Source organism: Streptomyces sp. 4N124 (assembly GCF_052245395.1).
Classification (GTDB): domain Bacteria; phylum Actinomycetota; class Actinomycetes; order Streptomycetales; family Streptomycetaceae; genus Streptomyces.
Genome location: NZ_JBQQBS010000028.1, coordinates 1 through 21,340 on the forward strand (window position 1 = coordinate 1; position 21,340 = coordinate 21,340).

Below are 21,340 nucleotides of genomic sequence, written 5' to 3' on the forward strand. Positions count from 1 at the left end.
GTCGGTGTGTAGGGGGTCGCCGGGGGCGTGTCCGCGCGCGGGGTGCCTCCCGCCCCGATCAGCCGCAGATCCTGCTCCGCCCGGTCCGCCGACAGCCGCTCGGCCGGGTCCTTGCGCAGCAGCCCCTCGATGACCCCGGCGAGCGGACCGGCCCGGTGCGGTGGCGGCAGCTCCTCGTCGACGATCGCGCGCAGGGTGCTGAGCGGGGTGTTCTGGCGGAACGGGGAGTTGCCCTCCACCGCCGCGTACAGCAGCACGCCCAGCGACCACAGGTCCGACTCCGGACCCGGCGTGCGGCCCAGCGCCCGCTCCGGCGCCAGGAACTCGGGCGAGCCTATGACCTCCCCGGTCATGGTCAGCGCCGAGCTGCCCTCGACCATCGCGATACCGAAGTCGGTCAGCACGACCCGGCCGTCGTTCGACATCAGCACGTTGCCCGGCTTCACGTCCCGGTGCAGCACCCCGGCGGAGTGCGCGGCCCGCAGCGCGGCCAGCACCTCCGCGCCGATGTGCGCGGCACGCTGCGGCGACAACGTGCCCTCGGCCTCCAGCTGGTCCGCCAGTGACACTCCGCGGATCAGCTCCATCACGATCCACGGCCGGCCGCCCTCCGAGGCCACGTCGTACACCGTCACCACATTGCGGTTCGCGACCCGCGCCGCCGCCCACGCCTCGCGCTCCAGCCGGGCATACATCCGCTCGACCTCCGAGGCGGGCAGCCCCGCGGGCGCGCGCACCTCCTTCACGGCGACCTCGCGGTGCAGCAACTCGTCGCGGGCCCGCCACACCGTCCCCATGCCGCCCTCGCCGAGCGGGGACAGCAGACGGTAGCGGTCCGCGATCACACGTTCACTGCCCGGTTCTTCGGACACGGGCTCCCCCATTCGCATCCGGGCTGATTCTCCTCAGTTCTCCCCCTCCCCGAACGTAGCTCAGCCCAATGCGGATGCGGCCCCCTTGAGAAGCAATCCGATCCCGAGCGCGACGACGACGAACGCGGATATCAGCGGTGCGGTCCTGCGCAGCAGGGTCACCGTCGGGCTCGCGGTCCAGCGGGGGCGCTTGTCCAGCATCCGGGTCATTCCGCCGCCCAGCCTGACAACGGCGAACCCGGCCGCGGTGAGGGTCAGCGCGAGCCCCGCGCCGTACGCGACGACCAGCAGCAGCCCGAACCAGGCCTTGCCGAGAGCCGCGGCACCGACGAGCACGACGACGGCCGAAGGGCTGGGCACGAGTCCGCCGGCGAAGCCGAGGAGGATCGTGCCGCGGAGGGTGGGGGCGGTGGAGTGGGTGTGGGTGAAGCCGCCGTGCGAGTGCTCGACGGTGTGTGAGTGGCTGTGGGAGTCATCGTGGTGGTGGTCGTGATGGTGGTCGTGGGAGTGAGCGTGAGCGCTTGGTGAGGGGGGTGCGGATACCGCGCCGACCAGGGCGAGTTGGCGGGCGGGGGGCTTGTCCGGCTCGTGATCGTGATCGTGCGGGTGCGGGTGGTCATGGGTGTGCCCGTGCGTGTGGCCGTGCGTGTGCCCGGGTCCGTGCGTGTGGCGCCGGTTTCGCCAGGCCCGTCGTACGAGATTCGCGCCCGCCGCGATCACCAGGGCGCCGCTCGCGATGCCCAGCCAGGCGATCACGGAGGGCGTCGCCGCCGAGCCGGCCGTCACCAGGAGGCCGAGGGCGACCACGCCGAGGGTGTGGGTGACCGTGACGGAGGCGGCGAGGGGGAGGACGTTCCTGAGGCGGGCCCGGCCACCGTGGGCCGCCGCTGTCGCGGCCATGAGGGTCTTGCCGTGGCCCGGGGCGAGCGCGTGCATCGCGCCGAGGCCGACCGCGATGACCAGGGCCAGCGCGGCGAAGCCGAGGGTGAGGTCGTGGCGGGCGACGAGGGAGTCCAGGGCGCGGGTCCAGCGGTCGGCGCCACGCGGCAGCACGGAGGCGCCCGGGGCGTCCTGCTGGTCGTCGGTGAGGGCGGGGCCGCCGGAGCGCATGCCCAGGGACGCGGTCGCGGTGTCGGCGGGGGAGGAGAGCAACTCCTCCGGGTACTCGGTCAGTTCACGGGAGATCGACTTCTCCGGGACGTCCGACGCGGAGAGCGTCATGCGGTCGCCGCGCGCTGTGATCTCACGCCAGCCGGGGCCGGAGTCGGCGCCCGCGCCGCGGAAGTCGAGGGCCAGGGATTCCTGGTCGGGGAGCGGGGCGGTCAGCCGGCACTCCACCCGGAGCGTGTCGAGCCCCGCCTGTCCGGGCCGCACGCGCGCGCGGCTCTCCGCGACGGAGAGGCCGACCGTGCGCCCCTCGACGGTGACCTTGCTGTCCCGCGCGGCCGAGGCGCACCGCTGCCGGGCCCAGTCGGACATGCCCGCCTTCTCGATGTCGGGCTTGGCCTGGGTCGCCGGGATCTCCGCGAGGTCCTCGACGTGCCGGACCCGGAGTTCGCCGGGGGCGGCGACGAGGCCGTCGTAGCGGTTGACGGTGAAGTTGCCGAGGGGGTGCGCGCTCGCGGCTCCCGAGGGGACGAGCACGAGCGCGCAGACGGCCGTCAGGACGGCCGCGCCGGAGGCGAAGAGACGACGGGGGCTCATCACCGGGCCGCCTCCAGGTCCTTGAGCGTCGTACGGGCTTCCCGCGCGCCCAGCGGCGAGAAGCCGGGGTTCAGCTTCAGCGCCGACGTGAGCGAGGCGCGGGCCTCCTTGGCGTTGCCCGTGGCCTGCTCGATCATGCCGCGGTGGTAGAGGAACGCGGCGTTGCGGTAGCCGGTCGCGGTGGCGCGGCGCGCGTACGGGAGGGCTTCCTCGTCACGACCGTTCTTGTGCAGCGCCCAGGCGACGGCGTCCGCGGTGTGCACGGTGTGCCGGCGGTCCCACTCGGCACGGGCCGCGCGCAGCGCCGACTTGGCGTCGCCGTGGTCGGCGGCGGCGAGCGCGGTGTCGAGGTCGGCGTTGACGCCGTTGGCACGGGCGAGCGCGGTCCAGGCGTCGACGAGGGCGTACTGGTCGTTCGCCTTCGCCCGGTCCCCGTCGGCGCCCCGGGCCTCGTACAGCTCGCCCAGGACGACGAGCGGTCCCGGCAGCGGATACCGCGCCACGACCTGCTCCATCCCCTTGATCGCGCCGGCCCTGTCACCACTCGCGGCCTGCGCACGGGCGCGGCCCTCCAGCGCGGGGAGGTAGTTCTCGTCGGCGGCGAGCGCGCGGGCGAAGTGCTCCAGCGCCGTCTCGTAGTCGCCCTGGTTCCAGGCGAGTTGACCGAGCTGCGTCGCCACGTATGCCACGTCTCCGGGCGCCGTGGCGGACGCAAGGGCCTGCTCCAGCACCCGCTGAGCCGTCCGTCCGTCGCCGCGCAGCTCGCGCACATACGCGTACCGGCTGAAGACGGGGACCCCCGGACGACGGGAGTCGGCGGCGTCCGCGGCCTTCGACGCGTCGGCGTACCGGCCGAGTTCGACGAGGGCGTCGATACGGGAGGACAGCGCGCGTTCGTTGTAGGGGTTCTGCTTCAGCGCCCGGTCGGCGTGGTTCAGCGCGTCCTCGAAGTCGTGCCGGGCGGCGGCGAGCGCGGCACGCCCCGCGAGCGCCTGGTCGTTGTCCGCCTCAAGCTCCAGGGACCGCTTCAACGCCCGCTCGGCCTGCGGATAGCGCGAGGGATCACCCTTCGTCCGCGCCTGCTCGACATAGGCGAGCCCGAGGGTGGCCCAGCCGCCGAAGTCCTTTGGCTGTGCGCGGAGATGGGCCTGCAGCGAGGTGATACTCGCGTCGAGATCGCCGCTGGACAGCAGCGCCGGTGAGATGGCGGCGGGCGTGGACGCGACAGTCTGGCGCCCATCGTCCCGCACGGCCCCGAACGCGATGGCCCCCGCGGTCATGGCGACCGCCAACATGGCCGCACACCCGGCGAGTTGCACCACCCGCCAACGCCGCCCGGCCTCCGGCCGCTCAGCGGCCTCGCTGTTTTCCGTACCCGGGGACATGCCCTCTCCTCGGTCGCCTGAAGGAAGTGATGAGATCAAGCGACGCGGCCCGCGCCGTGGGGGATGGGTACGAGCGGGCCGCGCCGGTCATAGCGCCCCGTAGGGGCACGGGGAACTGCGCGACCAGCCACAGCGGGCCCGCAGTTCCCCACGATCCAGCAGAGTCAGTACGCACGACCCCGCATGCGCCGCCACCACATCAGCCCGGCACCGATCAGCAGGATCCCCGCCGCACCGGCACCCGCCGACGCGGCGATCAGGGTGGTGTCTTCCGAACCGCCGGAGCCGGCCGGCTGCAACGCGTCGCCCAGCTGGTTACGCACGTCGTTGTCCCCGGTCGTGCCCTTGGCGAGCGGACCGCGCGAACCCTCGGTCGGCAGTGCGACGTACGGGAAGGCCTTCTCGAAGTCCTTGTCGTTCTTGTCGACCGCGTCGCCCAAGTCGTTCTTGGCACCGACCAGTTCACCCTCGACGACCTGCAACGAGGCGTCGAGCACGTCGTCGGTCAGCCGACGCCCGTTCGGGAAGCCCGCGTTGTCCCCGTCGAGGACGCCGAGCCGCTTGGGTTCGGCGGCCGGCTTGATCGAGGTGTTGAGCCGCAGCTGCTCCGACGCGCGTACGTGCGGCGGCTGGTTGAGACCTTCGACGCCCTTGAGGAAGACGTCCACGAGATCGTTGCGCGGCTCGTCCGGAGCGTCGATCTTGTAGATCGCCTCGATGAGCTTCGGCAGCTCCGGGTTGGTCACGTTCTTCAGGAACTGCGCGTCGTCCCAGGGCGAGGACGCGTTGAACTTGTCCTTGTCCTTGAGCGGGTTGACGACCTCGTTCACCAGCGGGCTGCCGAGGCGCGACACCTGGCTGAAGTACCCCTGCGCGTTCTTGCGCTGGGTCGTCGACCAGATACCGACGATCGGCTGCTCCGCCGACTCGGTGATCATGTCCGTCGGGACCTGCAGGGCGATGGAGTTGACGTTGTAGCCCTTGAGCGTGTCGTTGCCGACCTCGGAGAGGTTCCCGCCGTACAGCAGGTCGAAGACGCGCAGGTCCAGGAAGAACGGGTCGTCCGCCTGGCCGGCGAACGTCGTGGCGCCGCTGGTCAGTTCGTGCACGGCCTGGGAGCGCAGCTTGGCGTAGTCCGGCATCGACGCCTTGCCGACGTTCGACGGGGCCACCGGAACGTCGTCCGCGACCTTCGTCTTCGACACCAGTTTCTGCTTCTTCAGCCGCAGCAGGTCGATGTCGTACGTCTGCGTGATGTTCAGGTCGGGGTCGTCCAGGCTCTCCACCGGACCGGTGTTGTAGAGGAACGTCTTCTTGTTCTTGATGTGCGTCTTGAAGGTGTAGCGGAACAGCAGCTCGCCCTGGGCGTCGCCGTTGTTGTCGATGTGGACGTCGTACTGGGCGTCCTCGGCGAACGTGAAGAAGTTCGGTCCGCCGGCCGGCTCCTCGAAGGGGATCCAGTTCGCGACGATCGTCGTCGTGTCCGGCTTGTCCGGGCTGACGAACGCGTACACGTCCGTGTTGTCGTACTGCGGGGTCCCCGAGATCAGCGGGGCCTCCCGGTGGCTGGAGGCGGAGGCCGCCCCCGGTTCCAACGTGGCCACGCCGGCGGCTGCGAGCGCCCCGGCGGCCAGCGCACCACATACGAGGGTCGCGACGCTCCGCGCGCCCACGCCGCTCCTGGAGATAGGTGTCATGCCGTCCGTCCTCAGTCCAACTTGCCTGACGCACGAGGATTCGGCGCCGGTGGCGGGGCGGATTGGTCGAACCTCAAAACAAAATTTCCCGGTGCTGGGCTGGCGTTTTGGGCACGCTGATCCGTAACCCCATCCGGAGGTGGGTTCGTTGCGAATGCCTCGTGGGACGGGATCGGCCCCGTGCGGCCGAAGAGAGGGGGACCGGGTGGAGGCGGACGAGCTTCTGGTGCTGGTGGCGGGAGGCGACCAGAAGGCCTTCGAGAAGCTGTACGGACTGGTGTCCGGGCCGGTGTACGGACTCGTGAAACGAGTCGTGCGCGACCCGGCGCAGTCGGAGGAGGTGTCACAGGAGGTGCTGCTCGAACTCTGGCGGTCCGCCGCGCGGTTCGACCCCGGCCGGGGCAGCGCCCTGTCCTGGATCCTCACCCTCGCCCACCGTCGCGCCGTGGACCGGGTGCGCAGCGCCCGCGCGGCCGGCGAACGCGAGCAGCGCGAGGCACGCCGATCCCACAGCCCCGCCTTCGACCAGGTCTCCGAGGAGGTCGAGGCCGGCCTGGAACGCGAGTGGGTGCGCCGCTGCCTGGACAGCCTCACCGTGCTCCAACGGCAGTCCGTCACCCTCGCCTACTACGACGGGCTTACGTACCGTGAAGTGGCCGAGCAGCTCTCGCTGCCGCTCGGTACCGTCAAGACCCGGATGCGCGACGGACTGACCCGGCTGCGCGAATGCCTGGGAGGTGTCGCATGAGCTTCCTCGACCGACTGCGCCGCGAGGACCTGCACTCCCTGGCCGCCCCCTATGCCCTCGACGCCCTGGAACCGGCGGAACGCGTGCGCTTCGAGAAGCACCTCGACGACTGCCCCCTGTGTGCCGCCGAGGTACGCGCCCTCACCGAGGACGCCGTCCGCCTCGCCTGGTCCACGGCCGCGCCCGCGCCGGCCGCGATGCGCGACCGGGTCCTGGCCGCCGTACGCGCCACTCCGCAGGAGCCCGCCGCACAGCCCGAACCGGCACGCGCGCGTACGCCGCAATTGCCGCCGCACGTCTGGGGGAACGAGCCGCTGCCCGCGCGCGCCCGTGCGCGCAGGGGGCGCCCCCTCTTCGTCCCGTTCGCCACCGCGACGGCAGCGGCGGCCCTGGTCGTCGCCTCGCTCTTCGCCGTGCAGGCCAACCAGACGCAGGACCAGCTGGACGCCCAGCGGGCGCAGGCACGTGAGATCGCCCACGTTCTCGCGGCACCGGACGCGCGCTCGAGTACCGGACGGGATGCGCAGGGCCGAAGTATCGGAGTCGTCGCCTCGGCATCCGAGGGGAGCGCGGTGGTCACCCTGAGCGGATACGGCGATCTGCCGAGCGGCAGCGTGAACCAGCTCTGGGTCATGCGCCCCGATGAGCAACCGCGCTCCCTCGGGCTTTTCGAGGGCGACACGCCCTTGGTCGCGGCCGGACTGGAGAAGTCCGCGACATCACTGGCTGTGACCGTGGAGCCCGACGGAGGGTCGGAGCAGCCCACTACCCAGCCGGTTGTCCAACTCGCCCTGAAATCGGTTGGATTCGGAGAGTGACCGGAGAAGGGTCGTCAACCCCCTTACGGGGAAGGTGAATCCTGTGACCGCGATACACGAGTGCCCCTTGGGGGCGATAGGGTTACCCTGCCCGGGCCGGGTGGACTCGTACGGGTGGGGAGTGACATGGAACAGATAACAGTGCGCAGCAGGGCGAGGGTCCCTGCGATCACGTACGGGAGCAGCGCGACCAGTTCGCGCCTCGACCGCCATCTCTCGGTACTGGCAGGTCCTGCCGTGCCGCACACGGAGGCAGCCGAGGCGACCTCGCTGATGCGCGAGATCACCGCACGTGACTCCGCGCACCAGCGCAGCGACAGGGGCAAGAAGGTGGGCCGACTCTCGCTCTTCGCGCCACTGCGCCGGCTACGCCGTTCGCTGTTCGGCGACCGCTGAGCAATACCGCGCTTCTCGAGACCGTTCCTCGAATCCCGCGCTCAGGCCGCCACACCGTCCCGGCGCAACGCTGCGATCTCCTCGTCCGTCATCCCCGCGGCACGCAGCAACGTTTCGGTGTGCGCCCCGAGCGCGGGCACGGCCCCCATCCGTGCCTCGTCCCCGCCCGGCATGGTGATGGGCGGCAGCAGTGCCCGTAGCGGCCCCACCGGCGACTCCACCTCCCGCCACCGCCCTCTGGCCGCCAGCTGCGGATGCTCCGCGACCTCCCGTACGTCCCTGAGCCTGGCGCAGGCGATGCCCGCGGCCTCCAGGCGTGCCACGGCCGTGTCAGGTTCCAGCGCGGCCAGCGCTTTGGTGACGGCCGCGTCCGTACGTTCCCGGTTCGCCACCCGCGCCGCGTTCGTCGCGTACGCCGGATCGCTCCCCAACTCCGGCCGCTCCAGCACCTGTTCGGCCAGCCGCCGCCACTCCCGGTCGTTCTGCACCGACAGCAGCACCCGCCCACCGCCAGCCGTCGGATAGGCGTCGTACGGCGCGATGACGGCGTGCGCCAGCCCAGTGCGCGCCGGGGGTGTGCCGTCGTGCATCACATGGTGCAGCGGATGCCCCATCCACTCCGCGAGCGCCTCCAGCATCGACACCTCGACCGGCCCGCCACGGCCCGTCGTCCCCCGCCGCACGAGCGCCGCGAGGACGCCCGAGAAGGCGTACATGGCCGCCGCGATGTCGGCTGCCGGAATCCCCGCCTTCACCGGCTGCTCCGGCGTCCCGGTGACCGACACCAGCCCCGCCTCGCACTGCACGAGCATGTCGTACGCCCGCTTGTCCGCGTACGGGCCCGACGCCCCGTATCCGGAGATGTCCACGGCGACCAGCCGCGGGTGCGCCGCGCACAGCGTGGCCGCGTCGAGCCCGAGCCGGGCGGCGGCCCCCTGGGCGAGGTTCTGCACGAACACATCCGCGTCCGCCACCAGCCGCCGTACGACATCGAGCCCGCGCGGGTCCTTCAGATCGAGGGCGATCGACTCCTTGCCCCGGTTGCACCACACGAAGTGCGAGGCGAGACCGCGGGCGGCGGTGTCGTAGCCGCGGGCGAAGTCGCCGCCGTCGATCCGCTCGACCTTGATGACGCGGGCGCCCAGGTCGGCGAGCTGACGGGTGGCGAAGGGAGCGGCGACGGCCTGTTCGACGGAGACGACGGTGATGCCTTCGAGGGGCAGGGGAAGGGGATCCATGCCGTGGATCATGACCCACGAGGGACGCTCCGCGGAAGGAGGACCTGCCTCACCGCCAGCCGCGTGCGTACCGCCGTACGGCGAGCGGCCCGAAGACGGCGATCAGCACCGCGCACCAGGCCAGCGACCCGGCCACGGGATGCGCCACCGGCCAGGCGGAGCCCTCCGGCACCGGAGCGTTGCCGAACAGGTCCCGCAGGGCCGTGGTCACCGCGCTGATCGGGTTCCACTCGGCGATCGTGCGCAGCCAGCCCGGCAGATTGTCCGTCGGGATGTAGGCGTTGGACAGCAGCGGCAGCATGAAGGTCGCGCTGCCGAGCTGACCGGCGGCCTCCTCGCTCCGGGACAGCAGCCCGAGGAAGATCCCGACCCACGTGCACGCGAACCGGAACAGCAGCAACAGCCCGACGGCGCCCGCCGCTTCCAGCGCGGACCCCTCGATGCGCCAGCCCACCGCGAGCCCGACCAGCAGATACGGCACCGTCCCGGCAGCGGTGACGATGACATCGGCGACCGCCTGACCGAGGGGGACGGCCCCTCGGCTCATCGGCAGCGTGCGGAGCCGGTCCATCACGCCCCGGTGCGAGTCCTGGGCCGCCTGGAACATCCCGGTCATGATCCCGTTGGCCGCGGTCGCCACCAGCAGCCCCGGTACGAGGAAGGACCGGTACTCCGCGCCCGGCATGGCGAGCGCGCTGCCGAAGACATAGCCGAAGAACAGCAGCATCGTGATCGGCATGGTCTGGGTGAGGATCATCAGCGCCGGGTTGTTCCGCGTCCGCCGCAGCTGCCGGCCGAGCATGGCGGTGCCGTCGAATGCCAGGGTGCTCATGCCACCAGTTCCTTTCCGGCGGTCAGTCGGAGGAAGACGTCGTCGAGGCTTGGTGGTCGCAGGCTCGCATCGAGCAACGGCACGCCCGCAGCGTCGAGTTCACGGACGAGACGGGGGACGGTGAGGGTCTGGTCGGCGCTGACCGCGCCGACCGCGTTGCGTTCGCGGTCGAACGAGGGCTCGCTGCCGGTGAGTTGGTCCAGGACGGCGGCGGCATCGGTCAGCGCTTCGGCATGGGCGACGACGACCTCGGCGTAGGAGCCGATGAGCCCCTTGAGTTGAGTGGGGGAGCCGGTGTGGGCGACCCGTCCGCGGTCCACCAGGGCGATGTCGTCGGCGAGTTGATCGGCCTCGTCCAGATACTGCGTGGTGAGCAGCACGGTCGTGCCGTCCGCCTTGAGGTCGCGGACCGCATCCCAGATCTGGTTGCGGGTCGCCGGGTCGAGGCCGGTGGTGGGTTCGTCGAGGAAGAGCACGTCGGGGCGGCGGATCAGGCTCGCCGCCAGGTCCAGGCGGCGCCGCATCCCGCCCGAGTAGGTGGACGCGGGCCGGTCGGCGGCCTCGGTCAGCCCGAAGCGGTCCAGCAGCTCGCCCGCCCGCTCGGCCGGTCCCCGCACCCGGTGCAGCCGCGCGAACAGCCGCAGGTTCTGCCGCCCGGTGAGGTCCCCGTCGACCGACGCGTACTGCCCGGTGACGCCTATCCGACGGCGTACGGCCGCCGCCTCCCGTACGAGGTCATGCCCCGCGACCCGGGCCGACCCCGCGTCGGGCCGCAGCAGCGTGGTGAGCAGCCGGACGGCGGTGGTCTTGCCCGCCCCGTTGGGCCCGAGGACTCCGCAGACCGTGCCCTGCGCGACGGCCAGATCCAGTCCGCGCAGGGCGTGAACCGTCCCGAACCGCTTCTCCAGACCCTCACTAAGTACAGCGTACGTAGAAGTCATGGGTCGACCATAGCGCACTACGTACGCTGTACGTAACTAGGATGGTGGCCGAGGTGATGATCGATGGCGGGCCGAGCGGCCGAACCCGAAGTGATCTGGGCACGTCCCGAGCGGACGGGCCGGGGGCCGAGACCCGCGTACACGCGCGCCGACATCGCGGCGGCGGCGGTGCGGATCGCCGACGCGGAGGGGCTGGACGCGCTCTCGATGCGGCGGGTGGCCGGTGAGCTGGGCTGCGGCACGATGTCGCTCTACAACTACGTCCCCCGCAAGGAGGACCTGTACGAGCTGATGATCGATGCCATCGGCGGCGAGCACGACATCCAGGAGCCCTCGGGCGACTGGCGCGCGGACATGCTCCGCAACGCGCGCGAGACGCGCGCCATCATGCACCGCCACACCTGGGTGCCGCGGCTGATGTCGGGCGTGTACGGCTTCAGCCCCAACTCCCTGCGCTACCTGGAGCACTGCCTGGACTGCCTCGAACCGCTCGACGTCCCGTACGGCACCAAGATGGAGCTGGTCGCGCTCCTCAACGGCGTGGTGACGACGTACGTCGCGAACGAGATCGCCACCGCCGAGCGCACCCGGTCCATGCCCTGGTCCGAAGAGGAGGAGAACGCGGTCCGTATCGCCTACCTCGGCAGCCAGGTCGCCACCGGCGCGTATCCCCGACTGGCCGCGGCCTTCATGGAGCAGAGCGGACCGATCGATCTGGAGGCGGTGTTCGAGCGGGCGCTGGGGCGCGTGCTGGACGCCTTCGACCCGGACCTGCGTTAGATCAGCGTGAGCTGGCCCTCCGGCCCCTCCTCGTGTGCGTTCAGCACGGAGGCCGGGCGGCGGGACGGGGCCGACGGTGGGAGTACGCCCGCCTTGTGCAGGTCGGTGGCGGTCAGGGGGGATGTCAACGGGTCGGGGAGGGGCGGGACTTCGGAGAGCAGTGCCAGTACGGTGATCAGCTCAAGCAGCTCCGACGTCCAGGTCTGGGACCAGGTGGCCGGACGGATCGCCTCAAGGGTGCCCGGTGGTTCCGCGGGTGCCGTCCGTGCCGTGAACCATTCCTCCAGCACGCGAACCCCGCTCACCTCGAAGTCCCAGGCTTCGGGCGGCACCGGGGAGATACGGCCCTCGTCGATCTGCAGGGCCTCCTCCTCACGGTCGTAGAGAACGGTGTGCGGACGGGCCGGAAGCGGGGCGCGGACGTAGGGCCGGCGACCGCCGGGAAGCTTCGGGCGCTCGCCGTCGCGGCACATCAGCCGGAGCGCCCGACGGCCCGACTCCACGCCCCGCGCCCAGAGTTCGGGGTCCCCGGTCAGGGGCACGGCGAGGTCGACACGGACCGCCGCCATGATCCAGGCCAGCACATCCACCGGCTCCGGCATCTCGCCCAGACGCTCACCCAGGAACTCCAACAGGCCCGGCGCCAGGTTCGGTTCCACCCCGCCCGGACGGCGATACAGCGGCCGGACACGGCCGGGCCGCAGCAGCGGCAGCAGCGACGTCGCCAGGAGAACCGGCCCGGCCCCGCCGCCCGCCGTCTCGGCAACAAACACCTGCCGCTCGTCCGCCACCCGCCACAACTCCGGTCGGGCCACGTCGATCAGCCGGTGATCGGGGATCAGCCACTGTTCGTCGAAGGGGGCGCGCAGAACCCGTACGGGCTCAGGGCACGGGCCGATCGCCCGGGCCAGCTTCTCCGTGCCGCTGCTCTGCCCCGGCAACTGCCCGACCGCCGAGTGCAGCGTCCGCGACCGGGTCGGCTCGAACAACGCCTCCCGATCCGGCCCCTCGGCCTTCACCAGCGCATCCCACCGAGCTTTCAGGGACGCCGCATCGGGCCCCGTCGGCCACCCCCGCCCGATCCGCGGCGATGCGACGGACCACGGCATGAGATCCGCCAGCAGCGGAGCGTCGTCGTGCGTCACGCAGAGCATCGTAGAACTTGCCTAAGACAAGGCGCCCCGAAGGGGCGCGGGGAACTGCGCGACAAGCCCCCACAAACCGGCAGACAAAGAACCGCCCATCCCAGCGGAGCGCTACGCATCGAGGGTCACAGTGAAGGAGAAGCGATCGCCCCGGTAGTGGATCACCGCCGCGTCCAGCACCCGCCCGTCTCCGTCATAGGTCACCCCCGTGTAGTGCAGGATCGGGCTGAGCAGCGGGACTTGAAGCAGCCGAGCCGTCTCCGGATCGGCGAGCCTCGCCTCCACCGTGTCCGTGATGCGGCTGATGTCCGCCCCGACGACATCCCGCAGCACCTTGGTCATCGGCCAGCGCAGCAGATCGGCGGGATCGATGCGCGTGGCCAGTTCGGGACGTACGTAGTTGCGGGCGTGGTTGGTCGGCTCGCCCGTCTTCTCGTCGCCGCGCAGGCGGTGGTACGTCGCCACCTCGTCCAGCTCCGGGAAGTACCCGGCGAGTTCGGCCGGTACAGGCGCCTTGCCGTGGTCGAGGAGCTCGGTCGTCATGCCGGACTGCTGGGCCACGATCGCGTCCACGGAGCCGAGCAGCCGCACCGGGGCGCCCCTGAGGGCATCCGGCTCGATGAACGTGCCGCGCCGGCGATGGCGGGTGATCAGCCCTTCGTCCTCCAGTTCCTTCAGCGCCTGCCGCATGGTCAGCACGCTCACGCCGTAGTGCCCCGCCAACTGCTCCTCGGTCGGCAGCCGCAGCGGGTCCTGGGGCGAGCGGCCGAGTATCGACGCGCGCAGCGACTGCGACACCTGATACCAGAGCGGCAGCTTGCGGTTCAGGACGATCGAGTCCGGGGCGAAGGAGGTCATTGGGCCATCCGTACCGGCAGGGGATCCTCAGTGCAAGGGGCGGAAGTGGCGTTCGAGGCCCTGCCACACGTCGTCGTACCCGCGCTGCAGATGCTCCGCCCCGGCCGCCTGCGCGGTCAGCGTCACCGGCCAGCGGGTCTCGAACATGAACGCCAGCCCGTCGTCGACCTTGTGCGGCCGCAGCTCGGCGGCGCTCGCGCGGTCGAAGGTCTCCCGGTCCGGGCCGTGTGCCGACATCATGTTGTGCAGCGACCCGCCGCCCGGCACAAAGCCCTCCGCCTTCGCGTCGTACGCGCCCTCGATGAGCCCCATGTACTCGCTCATCACGTTCCGGTGGAAGTACGGCGGCCGGAACGTGTCCTCGCCCACCAGCCAGCGCGGCGCGAACACGACGAAGTCCACGCCCGCGAGCCCCGGGGTGTCGCTCGGCGACGTCAGCACCGTGAAGATCGACGGGTCCGGGTGGTCGTAGCTGATGGTGCCGAGCACATTGAAGCGGCGCAGGTCATAGGCGTACGGCACATGGTTGCCGTGCCAGGCGACCACGTCGAGCGGGGAGTGGTCATAGGTGGCCGTCCACAGGTTCCCGCAGAACTTGTTCACCACCTCGACCGGCCCCTCGACCTCCTCGTACGCGGCCACGGGCGCCCGGAAATCCCGGGCGTTGGCGAGCCCGTTGGCGCCGATCGGGCCGAGGTCGGGCAGTTGGAACGGCGCCCCATAGTTCTCGCACACATAACCCCGGGCCGAATCGTCCAGCAGCTCCACACGGAAGCGCACCCCACGAGGAACCAGCGCCACATGTCCCGGCTCCACATGCAGCAGCCCGAACTCCGTGCGCAGCAGCAGCCCGCCGTGCTCCGGCACGATCAGCAGCTCGCCGTCGGCGTCGCTGAAGACGCGGTCCATGGAGGAGTTGGCGTGATAGAGGTGCACGGCGATACCGGTGCGCTGGGTCGCGTCGCCGTTGCCGCCCAGGGTCCACAGGCCCCGCAGGAAGTCCGTGCCGGCCGGCGGCTCGGGCAGGGGGTTCCAGCGCAGCCGGTTCGGGTCCGGTACCGACTCGGTGAAGGGCGCCGTACGGATCGAGCCGTTCTCCGTGCGCGTGAACGCGGGATGCGCGGCAGAAGGGCGGATCCGGTACAGCCAGGAGCGGCGGTTGTGGGCGCGTGGCTCGGTGAACGCCGTACCGCTGAGCTGCTCCGCGTAGAGCCCGAGCGGGGCGCGCTGAGGCGAGTTGCGGCCCTCGGGCAGAGCGCCCGGGACAGCCTCGGAGCTGTGCTCATTGCCGAAACCGGAGAGGTAGGTCAGCCCCTCAGCGGTCTTCCGTGCGTCCCCGCTCATGATCGCTGCTCCCTTGCAGTTTGATTCCTATGCTCCACCGTAGGATTGCGGTTTCGCGCGCGCAAGAGGGTCTGCATGACGTCCTCAGGGAGTACGCCGAGAACCAGACTCCAGGGGGATTCGAGGTGTCGGAAGGTTGTTCTACGCTCGCCGCCATGTCGTGGACGCGTGTACTGCTTGGAGCGCTCGCGGTCTGTGTCCTGCTCTTCGCCGGAGCGGCGGGTTGCGGCTCCGGCGACGCGGGCGGGAGCGGGAGCGGGAGCGGGAAGAACGGGGAGTCGATGTCACCGGTCGGCGAGCTCCTCGACGCCACCGACGACGAGGGGAGGCGCTACCGCGAGGTGGACGACAAGGACGCACCCGAGGTCGGCATCGAGGTGCAGCCGGACGCCGACGAGGGCTGGGACGTACGCCTCACGGTCCACAACTTCCGCTTCTCGCCGCCCGGCAGTAAGGCCGAGGCCGTGCCCGGCCGGGGTCTCGCCCATCTCTTCGTCGACGGCCGCCGCATCGCCCGGCTCCGTGCCCCCGAGTACCGACTCGCGGCCGATCTCGTCCAGCGCGGCACACACCACGTCACCGCGCGGCTCTACGCCGACGACGGCACGGTGTGGGCCGTGGACGGCGAGCCCGTCGAGAGCACGGCCGACATCACGGCGTCGCAGCCGGGGCCGACGGCGCCCACGAGCGCACCCGTCGGACGGTGAATGTGGCCGACAACGGGGGGCGAGGTTCACCGGACCCGGGCGGAGAGGCATCATGAAACCCGTGCCCCATGCGACATCGCTCCGTCGTGCGCCGATCCAGCGGCGCAGCGCAGAACGGCTGACCAGGATCCTCGACGCCTGCGCCGACCTCCTCGACGAGGTCGGCTACGACGACCTGAGCACCCGTGCCGTCGCCCAGCGCGCGGGCGTCCCCATCGGCTCGGTCTACCGTTTCTTCGGCAACAAACGGCAGATGGCCGACGCGCTCGCCCAGCGCAACCTCGAGCGCTACACCGAACGCGTCACCGCCCGCCTCGAAGCGGCCGGCGACGGAGGCTGGCGGGCCGCGATGGACGCCGTGCTCGACGAGTACCTCGCCATGAAGCGCACCGCGCCCGGCTTCTCCCTCGTCGACTTCGGCAACCAGATCCCCGTCGGTACCCGGCACTCCGAGCCCAACCATCGCGTCGCCGACCGTCTCACCGATCTGCTCTCCGGCTATCTCGACCGCACCCCCGACGAGGATCTGCGGCGCACCTTCCTGATCGCCGTGGAAACCGCCGACACCCTCGTCCACCTGGCCTTCCGCGTGGCCCCCGAGGGCGACGAGAAGATCATCCAGGAGGCGCGGGAGCTGCTGCGGGCGTACCTGGCGCGCGTCCTGGACTGACCGCCACAGCCCTCCGGCTCGCGCGGGTTTCCGACCTCACCCCCGGCAGACCCTCCCCCTCGTGCATACCGGTCGGTATGCTCGACCGCAGTTCGTGCGTCACCGTTGCCGCCGCCCTCCGGGAGGACCCGTGTCCCGCACCGCCCTGCGAATCTGCCCCCTGTGTGAGGCCACCTGCGGGCTGACCCTCACCATCGAGGGCACCCGTGTCACCGGTGCCCGCGGTGATCGTGACGATGTGTTCAGCGAGGGGTTCATCTGCCCGAAGGGCGCCTCCTTCGGCGCCGTCGACAGCGACCCCGACCGGCTGCGCACCCCCCTCGTCCGCAAGGACGGCGAGCTGCGCGAGGCCACCTGGCAGGAGGCGTTCGACGCGGTCGCGGCCGGTATCCGCCCGGTCGTCGAGCGGTACGGAGCGAATTCCGTCGGCGTCGTCCTCGGCAACCCCAATGTCCACACCATGGCCGGCGCCCTCTACCCGCCCGTGCTCCTCGCTGGCCTCGGCACCCGCAGCCTGTTCACCGCCTCCACGGTCGACCAGATGCCCAAACACGTCTCCAGCGGGCTCCTCTACGGCGACGCCCTCGCGATCCCCGTACCCGACCTGGACCACACCGACCACCTGCTCCTCATCGGCGCCAACCCCCTGGAGTCCAACGGGAGTCTGTGCACCGCCCCCGACTTCCCCGGCAAGCTCAAGGCCCTCAAGGCCCGCGGCGGCACCCTCACCGTCATCGACCCGCGCCGCACCCGCACCGCCAAACTCGCCGACCGCCACCTCGCCATCCGGCCCGGCACGGACGCCCTGCTGCTCGCGGCGATGACATACGTCCTCTTCGAGGAGGACCTCGTCGACCTGGGCGACCTGACGCCCCATGTCCAGGGCGTCGAAGAACTCCGGGACGCCGTACGGCACTTCACCCCCGAAGCCGTCACCGCCGCCTGCGACATCGACGCCGACGTCATCCGCGCCCTCGCCCGCGAGCTCGCCGCCGCCCCCACCGCCGCCGTCTACGCCCGCATCGGCAGCTGCACCGTCTCGCACGGCACCCTGGCCAGCTGGCTCGTCGACGTCCTCAACATCCTCACCGGCAATCTCGACCGCCCCGGCGGCGCGCTCTTCCCGCAGGCGGCCACCGACAAGACGCCCCGGCCCGCCGGACCCGGCCGCGGCTTCCAGCTCGCCCGCTGGCACTCCCGCGTCAGCGAACACCCCGAGGCCAAGGGCGAGTTGCCGCTCTCCGCGCTCGCCGAGGAGATCGACACCGCCACACCCGAGGGAGAGCCGATCCGCGCCCTCATCGCCGTGGCCGCCAACCCGGTGCTGTCCGCCCCCGACGGCGACCGGCTCGACAAGGCACTCGACTCGCTCGACTTCATGGTCAGCGTCGACCCCTACCTCAACGAGACCTCGCGCCACGCCCACGTCGTCCTGCCGCCGCCCCCGCCCTCCCAGAGCGCTCACCACGACTTCGCCTTCAACACCTTCGCCGTACGCAACCAGGTCCGCTACACCCGCGCCGCCGTCCCGCTCGAACCCGGCCGTATGTCCGAGAGCGAGATCCTCGCCCGGCTGACCCTCGCGGCGACCGGCATGCACGGCGCCGACCCCGCGGCCGTGGACGCGTTGGTCGTCCAGCAGACCCTGGGCAAGGCCGTCAAGGAGCCGCACTCTCCCGTCCACGGCAGGGACCCCCAGGAACTGGCGGAGCAGCTCACCGGCGAGAACGGCCCCGAGCGGCGGCTCGACATGATGCTGCGCCTCGGCCCCTACGGCGACGGGTTCGGCGTACGACCGGACGGCCTGACCCTGGAGAAGGTCCTGGCGCATCCGCACGGCATCGACCTCGGACCGCTGCGCCCGCGGCTGCCGCAGCCGCTGAAGACCAGGAGCGGCAAGATCGAGCTGCTGCCGCGAGCGATCGCCGACGACCTGCCCCGGCTGACGCGTGCCCTCGACGAGCGGCCCGACGGACTCGTCCTGATCGGCCGGCGCCATCTCCGCTCCAACAACAGCTGGATGCACAACGTGCCCGCTCTCACCGGCGGCACCAACCGCTGCACCCTGCACATCCACCCCGCCGACGCCGAACGCCTCGGCGTGCGCGACGGGGCGCCGGTGCGTCTGAAGGGCGCCGGGGGCGAGGTGACCGCCCCGGCCGAGGTCACCGACGGCGTGCGGCAGGGCGTGGTCAGCCTGCCGCACGGGTGGGGCCACGACCGTCCCGGAACCCGGCTCGGCCACGCCTCCACCGACCCCGGCGTCAACGTCAACCAGCTCCTCGACGGCAGCCTGCTCGACCCGCTGTCGGGCAACGCGGTCCTCAACGGAGTGCCCGTGGAAATCTCCCCCGTGTCCGAAGCCGTGACCGAAAAGCTCACCCCGCTGACCTGAGCAAAGCCGTGACCAGGAGTTTTGCGCTTATTGCTCGCATGTCAACGTCTTGTTAACGCCGTTCGACGGCACCTAACGTCATCGCACTGCCGACTCCGGTGGGAGTTCAAGGGCGAACGTTAGGTATCCACTCATGCTGACCATCCTCGGCTTCGCCATGATCGCGACCTTCCTGGTCCTGATCATGATGAAGAAGATGTCGCCGATCGCGGCGCTCGTGCTGATCCCAGCACTGTTCTGCGTGTTCGTCGGGAAGGGCGCCAAGCTCGGTGACTACGTCATCGACGGCGTGACCAGCCTTGCCCCGACCGCGGCGATGCTCATGTTCGCGATCGTCTACTTCGGAGTGATGATCGACGTCGGGCTCTTCGACCCGATCGTCCGGGGGATCCTCAAGTTCTGCAAGGCCGACCCGATGCGCATCGTCGTCGGCACCGCCGTACTCGCCGCCATCGTCTCGCTCGACGGCGACGGCTCGACCACCTTCATGATCACGGTCTCGGCGATGTACCCGCTGTACAAGCGCCTCAAGATGAGCCTGGTCATCATGACCGGTGTCGCCGCGATGGCCAACGGCGTGATGAACACCCTGCCGTGGGGCGGCCCGACGGCCCGTGCCGCCACCGCCCTCAAGCTGGACGCCAGCGACATCTTCGTCCCGATGATCCCGGCCCTCGCCGTCGGCCTCCTCGGTGTCTTCGTGCTCTCGTACGTCCTCGGCATGCGCGAGCGCAAGCGGCTCGGCACGCTGACGCTGGACGAGGTGTTGGTGGACGAGAAGGAGACGGAGACCGTTCTCGTGGGCGCCGGAGGTTCCGGCAAGACCCCGGTGGCCACCGGCGGTTCGGGCGCCGGCACGGACGCGGACGCGCCCGACGACGAGGACGACAGCATGCTCAAGGTCCTCGACCCGGCCCGGCCCACCCTGCGCCCCAAGCTGTACTGGTTCAACGCGCTGCTCACGGTGGTCCTGCTCACCGCCATGATCATGGAGTGGCTGCCGATCCCGGTGCTGTTCCTGCTCGGCGCGGCTCTCGCGCTGACCGTCAACTTCCCGCACATGCCCGACCAGAAGGCCCGCCTCGGCGCCCACGCCGAGAACGTCCTCAACGTCTCCGGCATGGTCTTCGCCGCCGCCGTCTTCACCGGCGTCCTCCAGGGCACCGGCATGGTCGACCACATGGCCAAGTGGATGGTGGACGTCATCCCCGAGGGCATGGGCCCGCACATGGCCCTGGTCACCGGTCTGCTGAGCCTCCCGCTCACCTACTTCATGTCGAACGACGGCTTCTACTTCGGTGTCCTGCCGGTCCTCGCCGAGGCCGGTGCCGCCCACGGTGTCTCCCCGCTGGAGATGGCCCGCGCCTCCCTGGTCGGCCAGCCGCTGCACATGTCGAGCCCGCTCGTCCCGGCCGTGTACGTCCTGGTCGGCATGGCCAAGGTGGAGTTCGGCGACCACACCAGGTTCGTGGTGAAGTGGGCGGCGCTCACATGTCTGATCATCCTCGGGGCAGGCATCCTCTTCGGAATCATCTGACGTACCGCCACGGAGGACTCGACCATGGCGCCCGGTGGGAACCGCGGCTGGCTGCTCCGCCTCGTCATCGCCTTCAGCTTCGCGCAGGGGGCGGTGTCGATGGCCCGGCCCGCCGTCTCCTACCGGGCGCTCGCGCTGGGCGCCGACGAGCGGGCGATCGGCGTCATCGCGGGTGTGTACGCCCTGCTCCCGCTGTTCGCCGCCGTCCCGCTGGGCCGCCGTACCGACCACGGCCGCTGTGCGCCCCTGCTGCCCGCCGGTGTGGTCCTGATATCCGGCGGCTGCGCGCTCAGCGGCCTCGTCGACTCCCTCTGGGCGATGGCGGTCTGGAGCGGGGTGATGGGCCTCGGTCATCTGTCCTTCGTCATCGGCGCCCAGTCGCTCGTCGCCCGCCAGTCCGCCCCGCACGAACAGGACCGCAACTTCGGCCACTTCACCATCGGCGCCTCGCTCGGCCAGCTGGTCGGCCCCATCGCGGCGGGCGCGCTGATCGGCGGCCGGGACATGGCCGGGACCAGCGCTCTCGCGCTGCTGGTCGCGGGTGCGGGGGCGGCGGTCGCGTTCACTTCGCTGTGGCGCATAGAGCACCGTACGACCGCCAAGTCCCGTACCGGGCAGGGCGACCGCGTCCCCGTCCAGCGCATCCTGCGCGCCCGGGGTGTCCCCGCGGGCATCCTCATCAGCCTCTCCGTGCTGTCCGCGACCGACATCCTCACCGCCTATCTGCCGGTGGTCGGCGAGCACCGGGGCATCGCGCCGTCGGTCATCGGCGTGCTGCTCAGCCTCCGTGCGGCGGCCACGATCGCGTGCCGTCTGGTGCTGACCCCGCTGCTGAGGCTGCTGGGCCGGACGCTGCTGCTCACCGTGACCTGTCTGCTGGGGGCACTGCTGTGCGCGGGTATCGCGGTGCCGGTGCCGGTGTGGGCGCTGGCCCTGATCCTCGTCGCCCTCGGCTTCTGCCTCGGCGTCGGCCAGCCGCTGTCCATGACGACGGTCGTCCAGGCGGCCCCCGACGGCGCCCGCTCCACGGCCCTCGCACTCCGGTTGACCGGCAACCGCCTCGGCCAGGTCGCCGCGCCGGCGACCGCGGGCCTGGTCGCGGGGGTCGCCGGCGTGGCGGCGCCGTTCGTGATGCTGGGGGGTCTGTTGCTGCTGTCGGCGGGGGTCGCGCTGCGGACGCCGAAGGGGCCCGAAGGGCCCGGCCCCACCGCGCGGGAGCGGCCGAAGCGCTCCAGATTCCGCCGGACGAGCGATATCTGACGACGCGCCGGTG

19 protein-coding genes are annotated in these 21,340 nt (G+C 71.2%); 9 read left to right on the forward strand and 10 right to left on the reverse strand.

Features of this window, described 5'->3' with window-relative positions; genetic code table 11:
• The 4 genes from ACTWQO_RS26295 to ACTWQO_RS26310 form a co-directional block, all read right to left on the reverse strand.
• Window positions 1-872: serine/threonine-protein kinase (locus tag ACTWQO_RS26295; protein ID WP_443239830.1), on the reverse strand; the 872-nt coding region annotated here is incomplete at its 3' end.
• A gap of 60 nt (window positions 873-932) precedes the next feature.
• Window positions 933-2,576 carry a HoxN/HupN/NixA family nickel/cobalt transporter gene (locus ACTWQO_RS26300; protein ID WP_443239831.1) on the reverse strand — a complete coding sequence of 548 codons (1,644 nt, stop codon included), beginning with the start codon at window positions 2,574-2,576 and terminating at the stop codon, window positions 933-935.
• Window positions 2,576-3,961: a tetratricopeptide repeat protein gene (locus tag ACTWQO_RS26305; RefSeq protein ID WP_443239832.1), complete on the reverse strand. Its 1,386-nt coding sequence runs from the start codon at window positions 3,959-3,961 to the stop codon at window positions 2,576-2,578. The genes ACTWQO_RS26300 and ACTWQO_RS26305 overlap by 1 nt, the downstream gene beginning before the upstream one ends.
• A gap of 164 nt (window positions 3,962-4,125) precedes the next feature.
• Window positions 4,126-5,658 carry a DUF4331 domain-containing protein gene (locus ACTWQO_RS26310; RefSeq protein ID WP_443239833.1) on the reverse strand — a complete coding sequence of 511 codons (1,533 nt, stop codon included), beginning with the start codon at window positions 5,656-5,658 and terminating at the stop codon, window positions 4,126-4,128.
• Window positions 5,659-5,863: 205 nt separating this feature from the next.
• On the opposite strand from ACTWQO_RS26310, the gene ACTWQO_RS26315 reads away from it, so the two are divergent.
• From ACTWQO_RS26315 to ACTWQO_RS26325, 3 genes are all read left to right on the forward strand, one after another.
• Window positions 5,864-6,406, forward strand: coding sequence for a sigma-70 family RNA polymerase sigma factor (locus ACTWQO_RS26315; RefSeq protein WP_443239834.1), 543 nt, complete (start codon window positions 5,864-5,866; stop codon window positions 6,404-6,406).
• Complete coding sequence (locus ACTWQO_RS26320) at window positions 6,403-7,224, forward strand: anti-sigma factor (RefSeq protein WP_443239835.1); 822 nt, start codon at window positions 6,403-6,405, stop codon at window positions 7,222-7,224. The genes ACTWQO_RS26315 and ACTWQO_RS26320 overlap by 4 nt, the downstream gene beginning before the upstream one ends.
• A 126-nt stretch (window positions 7,225-7,350) precedes the next feature.
• Window positions 7,351-7,620: a hypothetical protein gene (locus ACTWQO_RS26325; RefSeq protein WP_362948902.1), complete on the forward strand. Its 270-nt coding sequence runs from the start codon at window positions 7,351-7,353 to the stop codon at window positions 7,618-7,620.
• Between the two features lie 41 nt (window positions 7,621-7,661).
• Here the strand turns inward: ACTWQO_RS26325 and ACTWQO_RS26330 are convergent, their stop codons facing one another.
• The 3 genes from ACTWQO_RS26330 to ACTWQO_RS26340 are packed head-to-tail and all read right to left on the reverse strand — an operon-like array spanning window position 7,662 to window position 10,631.
• Window positions 7,662-8,870, reverse strand: coding sequence for a CaiB/BaiF CoA transferase family protein (locus ACTWQO_RS26330; protein WP_443239836.1), 1,209 nt, complete (start codon window positions 8,868-8,870; stop codon window positions 7,662-7,664).
• 37 nt (window positions 8,871-8,907) lie between these two features.
• Window positions 8,908-9,690, reverse strand: coding sequence for an ABC transporter permease (locus ACTWQO_RS26335; protein WP_443239837.1), 783 nt, complete (start codon window positions 9,688-9,690; stop codon window positions 8,908-8,910).
• The gene (locus tag ACTWQO_RS26340) at window positions 9,687-10,631 is read right to left on the reverse strand and encodes an ATP-binding cassette domain-containing protein (protein ID WP_443239838.1); all 945 of its coding nucleotides are present in this window, start codon (window positions 10,629-10,631) and stop codon (window positions 9,687-9,689) included. Before ACTWQO_RS26340 ends, ACTWQO_RS26335 begins: the two co-directional genes overlap by 4 nt.
• Window positions 10,632-10,694: 63 nt before the next feature.
• On the opposite strand from ACTWQO_RS26340, the gene ACTWQO_RS26345 reads away from it, so the two are divergent.
• Window positions 10,695-11,411 (forward strand): TetR/AcrR family transcriptional regulator, encoded by a 717-nt coding sequence (locus ACTWQO_RS26345; protein ID WP_443239839.1) that lies wholly within the window; start codon window positions 10,695-10,697, stop codon window positions 11,409-11,411.
• On the opposite strand, the gene ACTWQO_RS26350 is transcribed toward ACTWQO_RS26345, so the two are convergent.
• From ACTWQO_RS26350 to hmgA, 3 genes are all read right to left on the reverse strand, one after another.
• The gene (locus tag ACTWQO_RS26350; protein ID WP_443239840.1) at window positions 11,408-12,565 is read right to left on the reverse strand and encodes a type ISP restriction/modification enzyme; all 1,158 of its coding nucleotides are present in this window, start codon (window positions 12,563-12,565) and stop codon (window positions 11,408-11,410) included. The two genes, ACTWQO_RS26345 and ACTWQO_RS26350, sit on opposite strands and share 4 nt — an antisense overlap.
• A 102-nt stretch (window positions 12,566-12,667) precedes the next feature.
• Window positions 12,668-13,414 (reverse strand): GntR family transcriptional regulator, encoded by a 747-nt coding sequence (locus ACTWQO_RS26355; RefSeq protein WP_443239841.1) that lies wholly within the window; start codon window positions 13,412-13,414, stop codon window positions 12,668-12,670.
• A 27-nt stretch (window positions 13,415-13,441) separates the two neighbouring features.
• On the reverse strand, window positions 13,442-14,758 hold the full coding sequence (gene hmgA / locus ACTWQO_RS26360) for a homogentisate 1,2-dioxygenase (protein WP_443239842.1): 1,317 nt from the start codon (window positions 14,756-14,758) through the stop codon (window positions 13,442-13,444).
• 155 nt (window positions 14,759-14,913) lie between these two features.
• Here hmgA and ACTWQO_RS26365 point away from each other — a divergent pair, with 155 nt between their 5' ends.
• The 5 genes from ACTWQO_RS26365 to ACTWQO_RS26385 all read left to right on the forward strand — a co-directional run bounded on the left by ACTWQO_RS26365 (window position 14,914) and on the right by ACTWQO_RS26385 (window position 21,327).
• Window positions 14,914-15,465, forward strand: coding sequence for a hypothetical protein (locus tag ACTWQO_RS26365; RefSeq protein ID WP_443239843.1), 552 nt, complete (start codon window positions 14,914-14,916; stop codon window positions 15,463-15,465).
• Between the two features lie 52 nt (window positions 15,466-15,517).
• A complete protein-coding gene (locus tag ACTWQO_RS26370; RefSeq protein ID WP_443239844.1) occupies window positions 15,518-16,135 on the forward strand; it encodes a TetR family transcriptional regulator in 618 nt (205 codons plus the stop codon).
• Between the two features lie 130 nt (window positions 16,136-16,265).
• Window positions 16,266-18,530, forward strand: coding sequence for a molybdopterin oxidoreductase family protein (locus ACTWQO_RS26375; protein ID WP_443239845.1), 2,265 nt, complete (start codon window positions 16,266-16,268; stop codon window positions 18,528-18,530).
• Between the two features lie 133 nt (window positions 18,531-18,663).
• Window positions 18,664-20,067 carry a CitMHS family transporter gene (locus tag ACTWQO_RS26380; protein ID WP_443239846.1) on the forward strand — a complete coding sequence of 468 codons (1,404 nt, stop codon included), beginning with the start codon at window positions 18,664-18,666 and terminating at the stop codon, window positions 20,065-20,067.
• Window positions 20,068-20,091: 24 nt separating this feature from the next.
• Window positions 20,092-21,327, forward strand: coding sequence for an MFS transporter (locus ACTWQO_RS26385; RefSeq protein WP_443239847.1), 1,236 nt, complete (start codon window positions 20,092-20,094; stop codon window positions 21,325-21,327).
• Window positions 21,328-21,340: the final 13 nt, after the last annotated feature.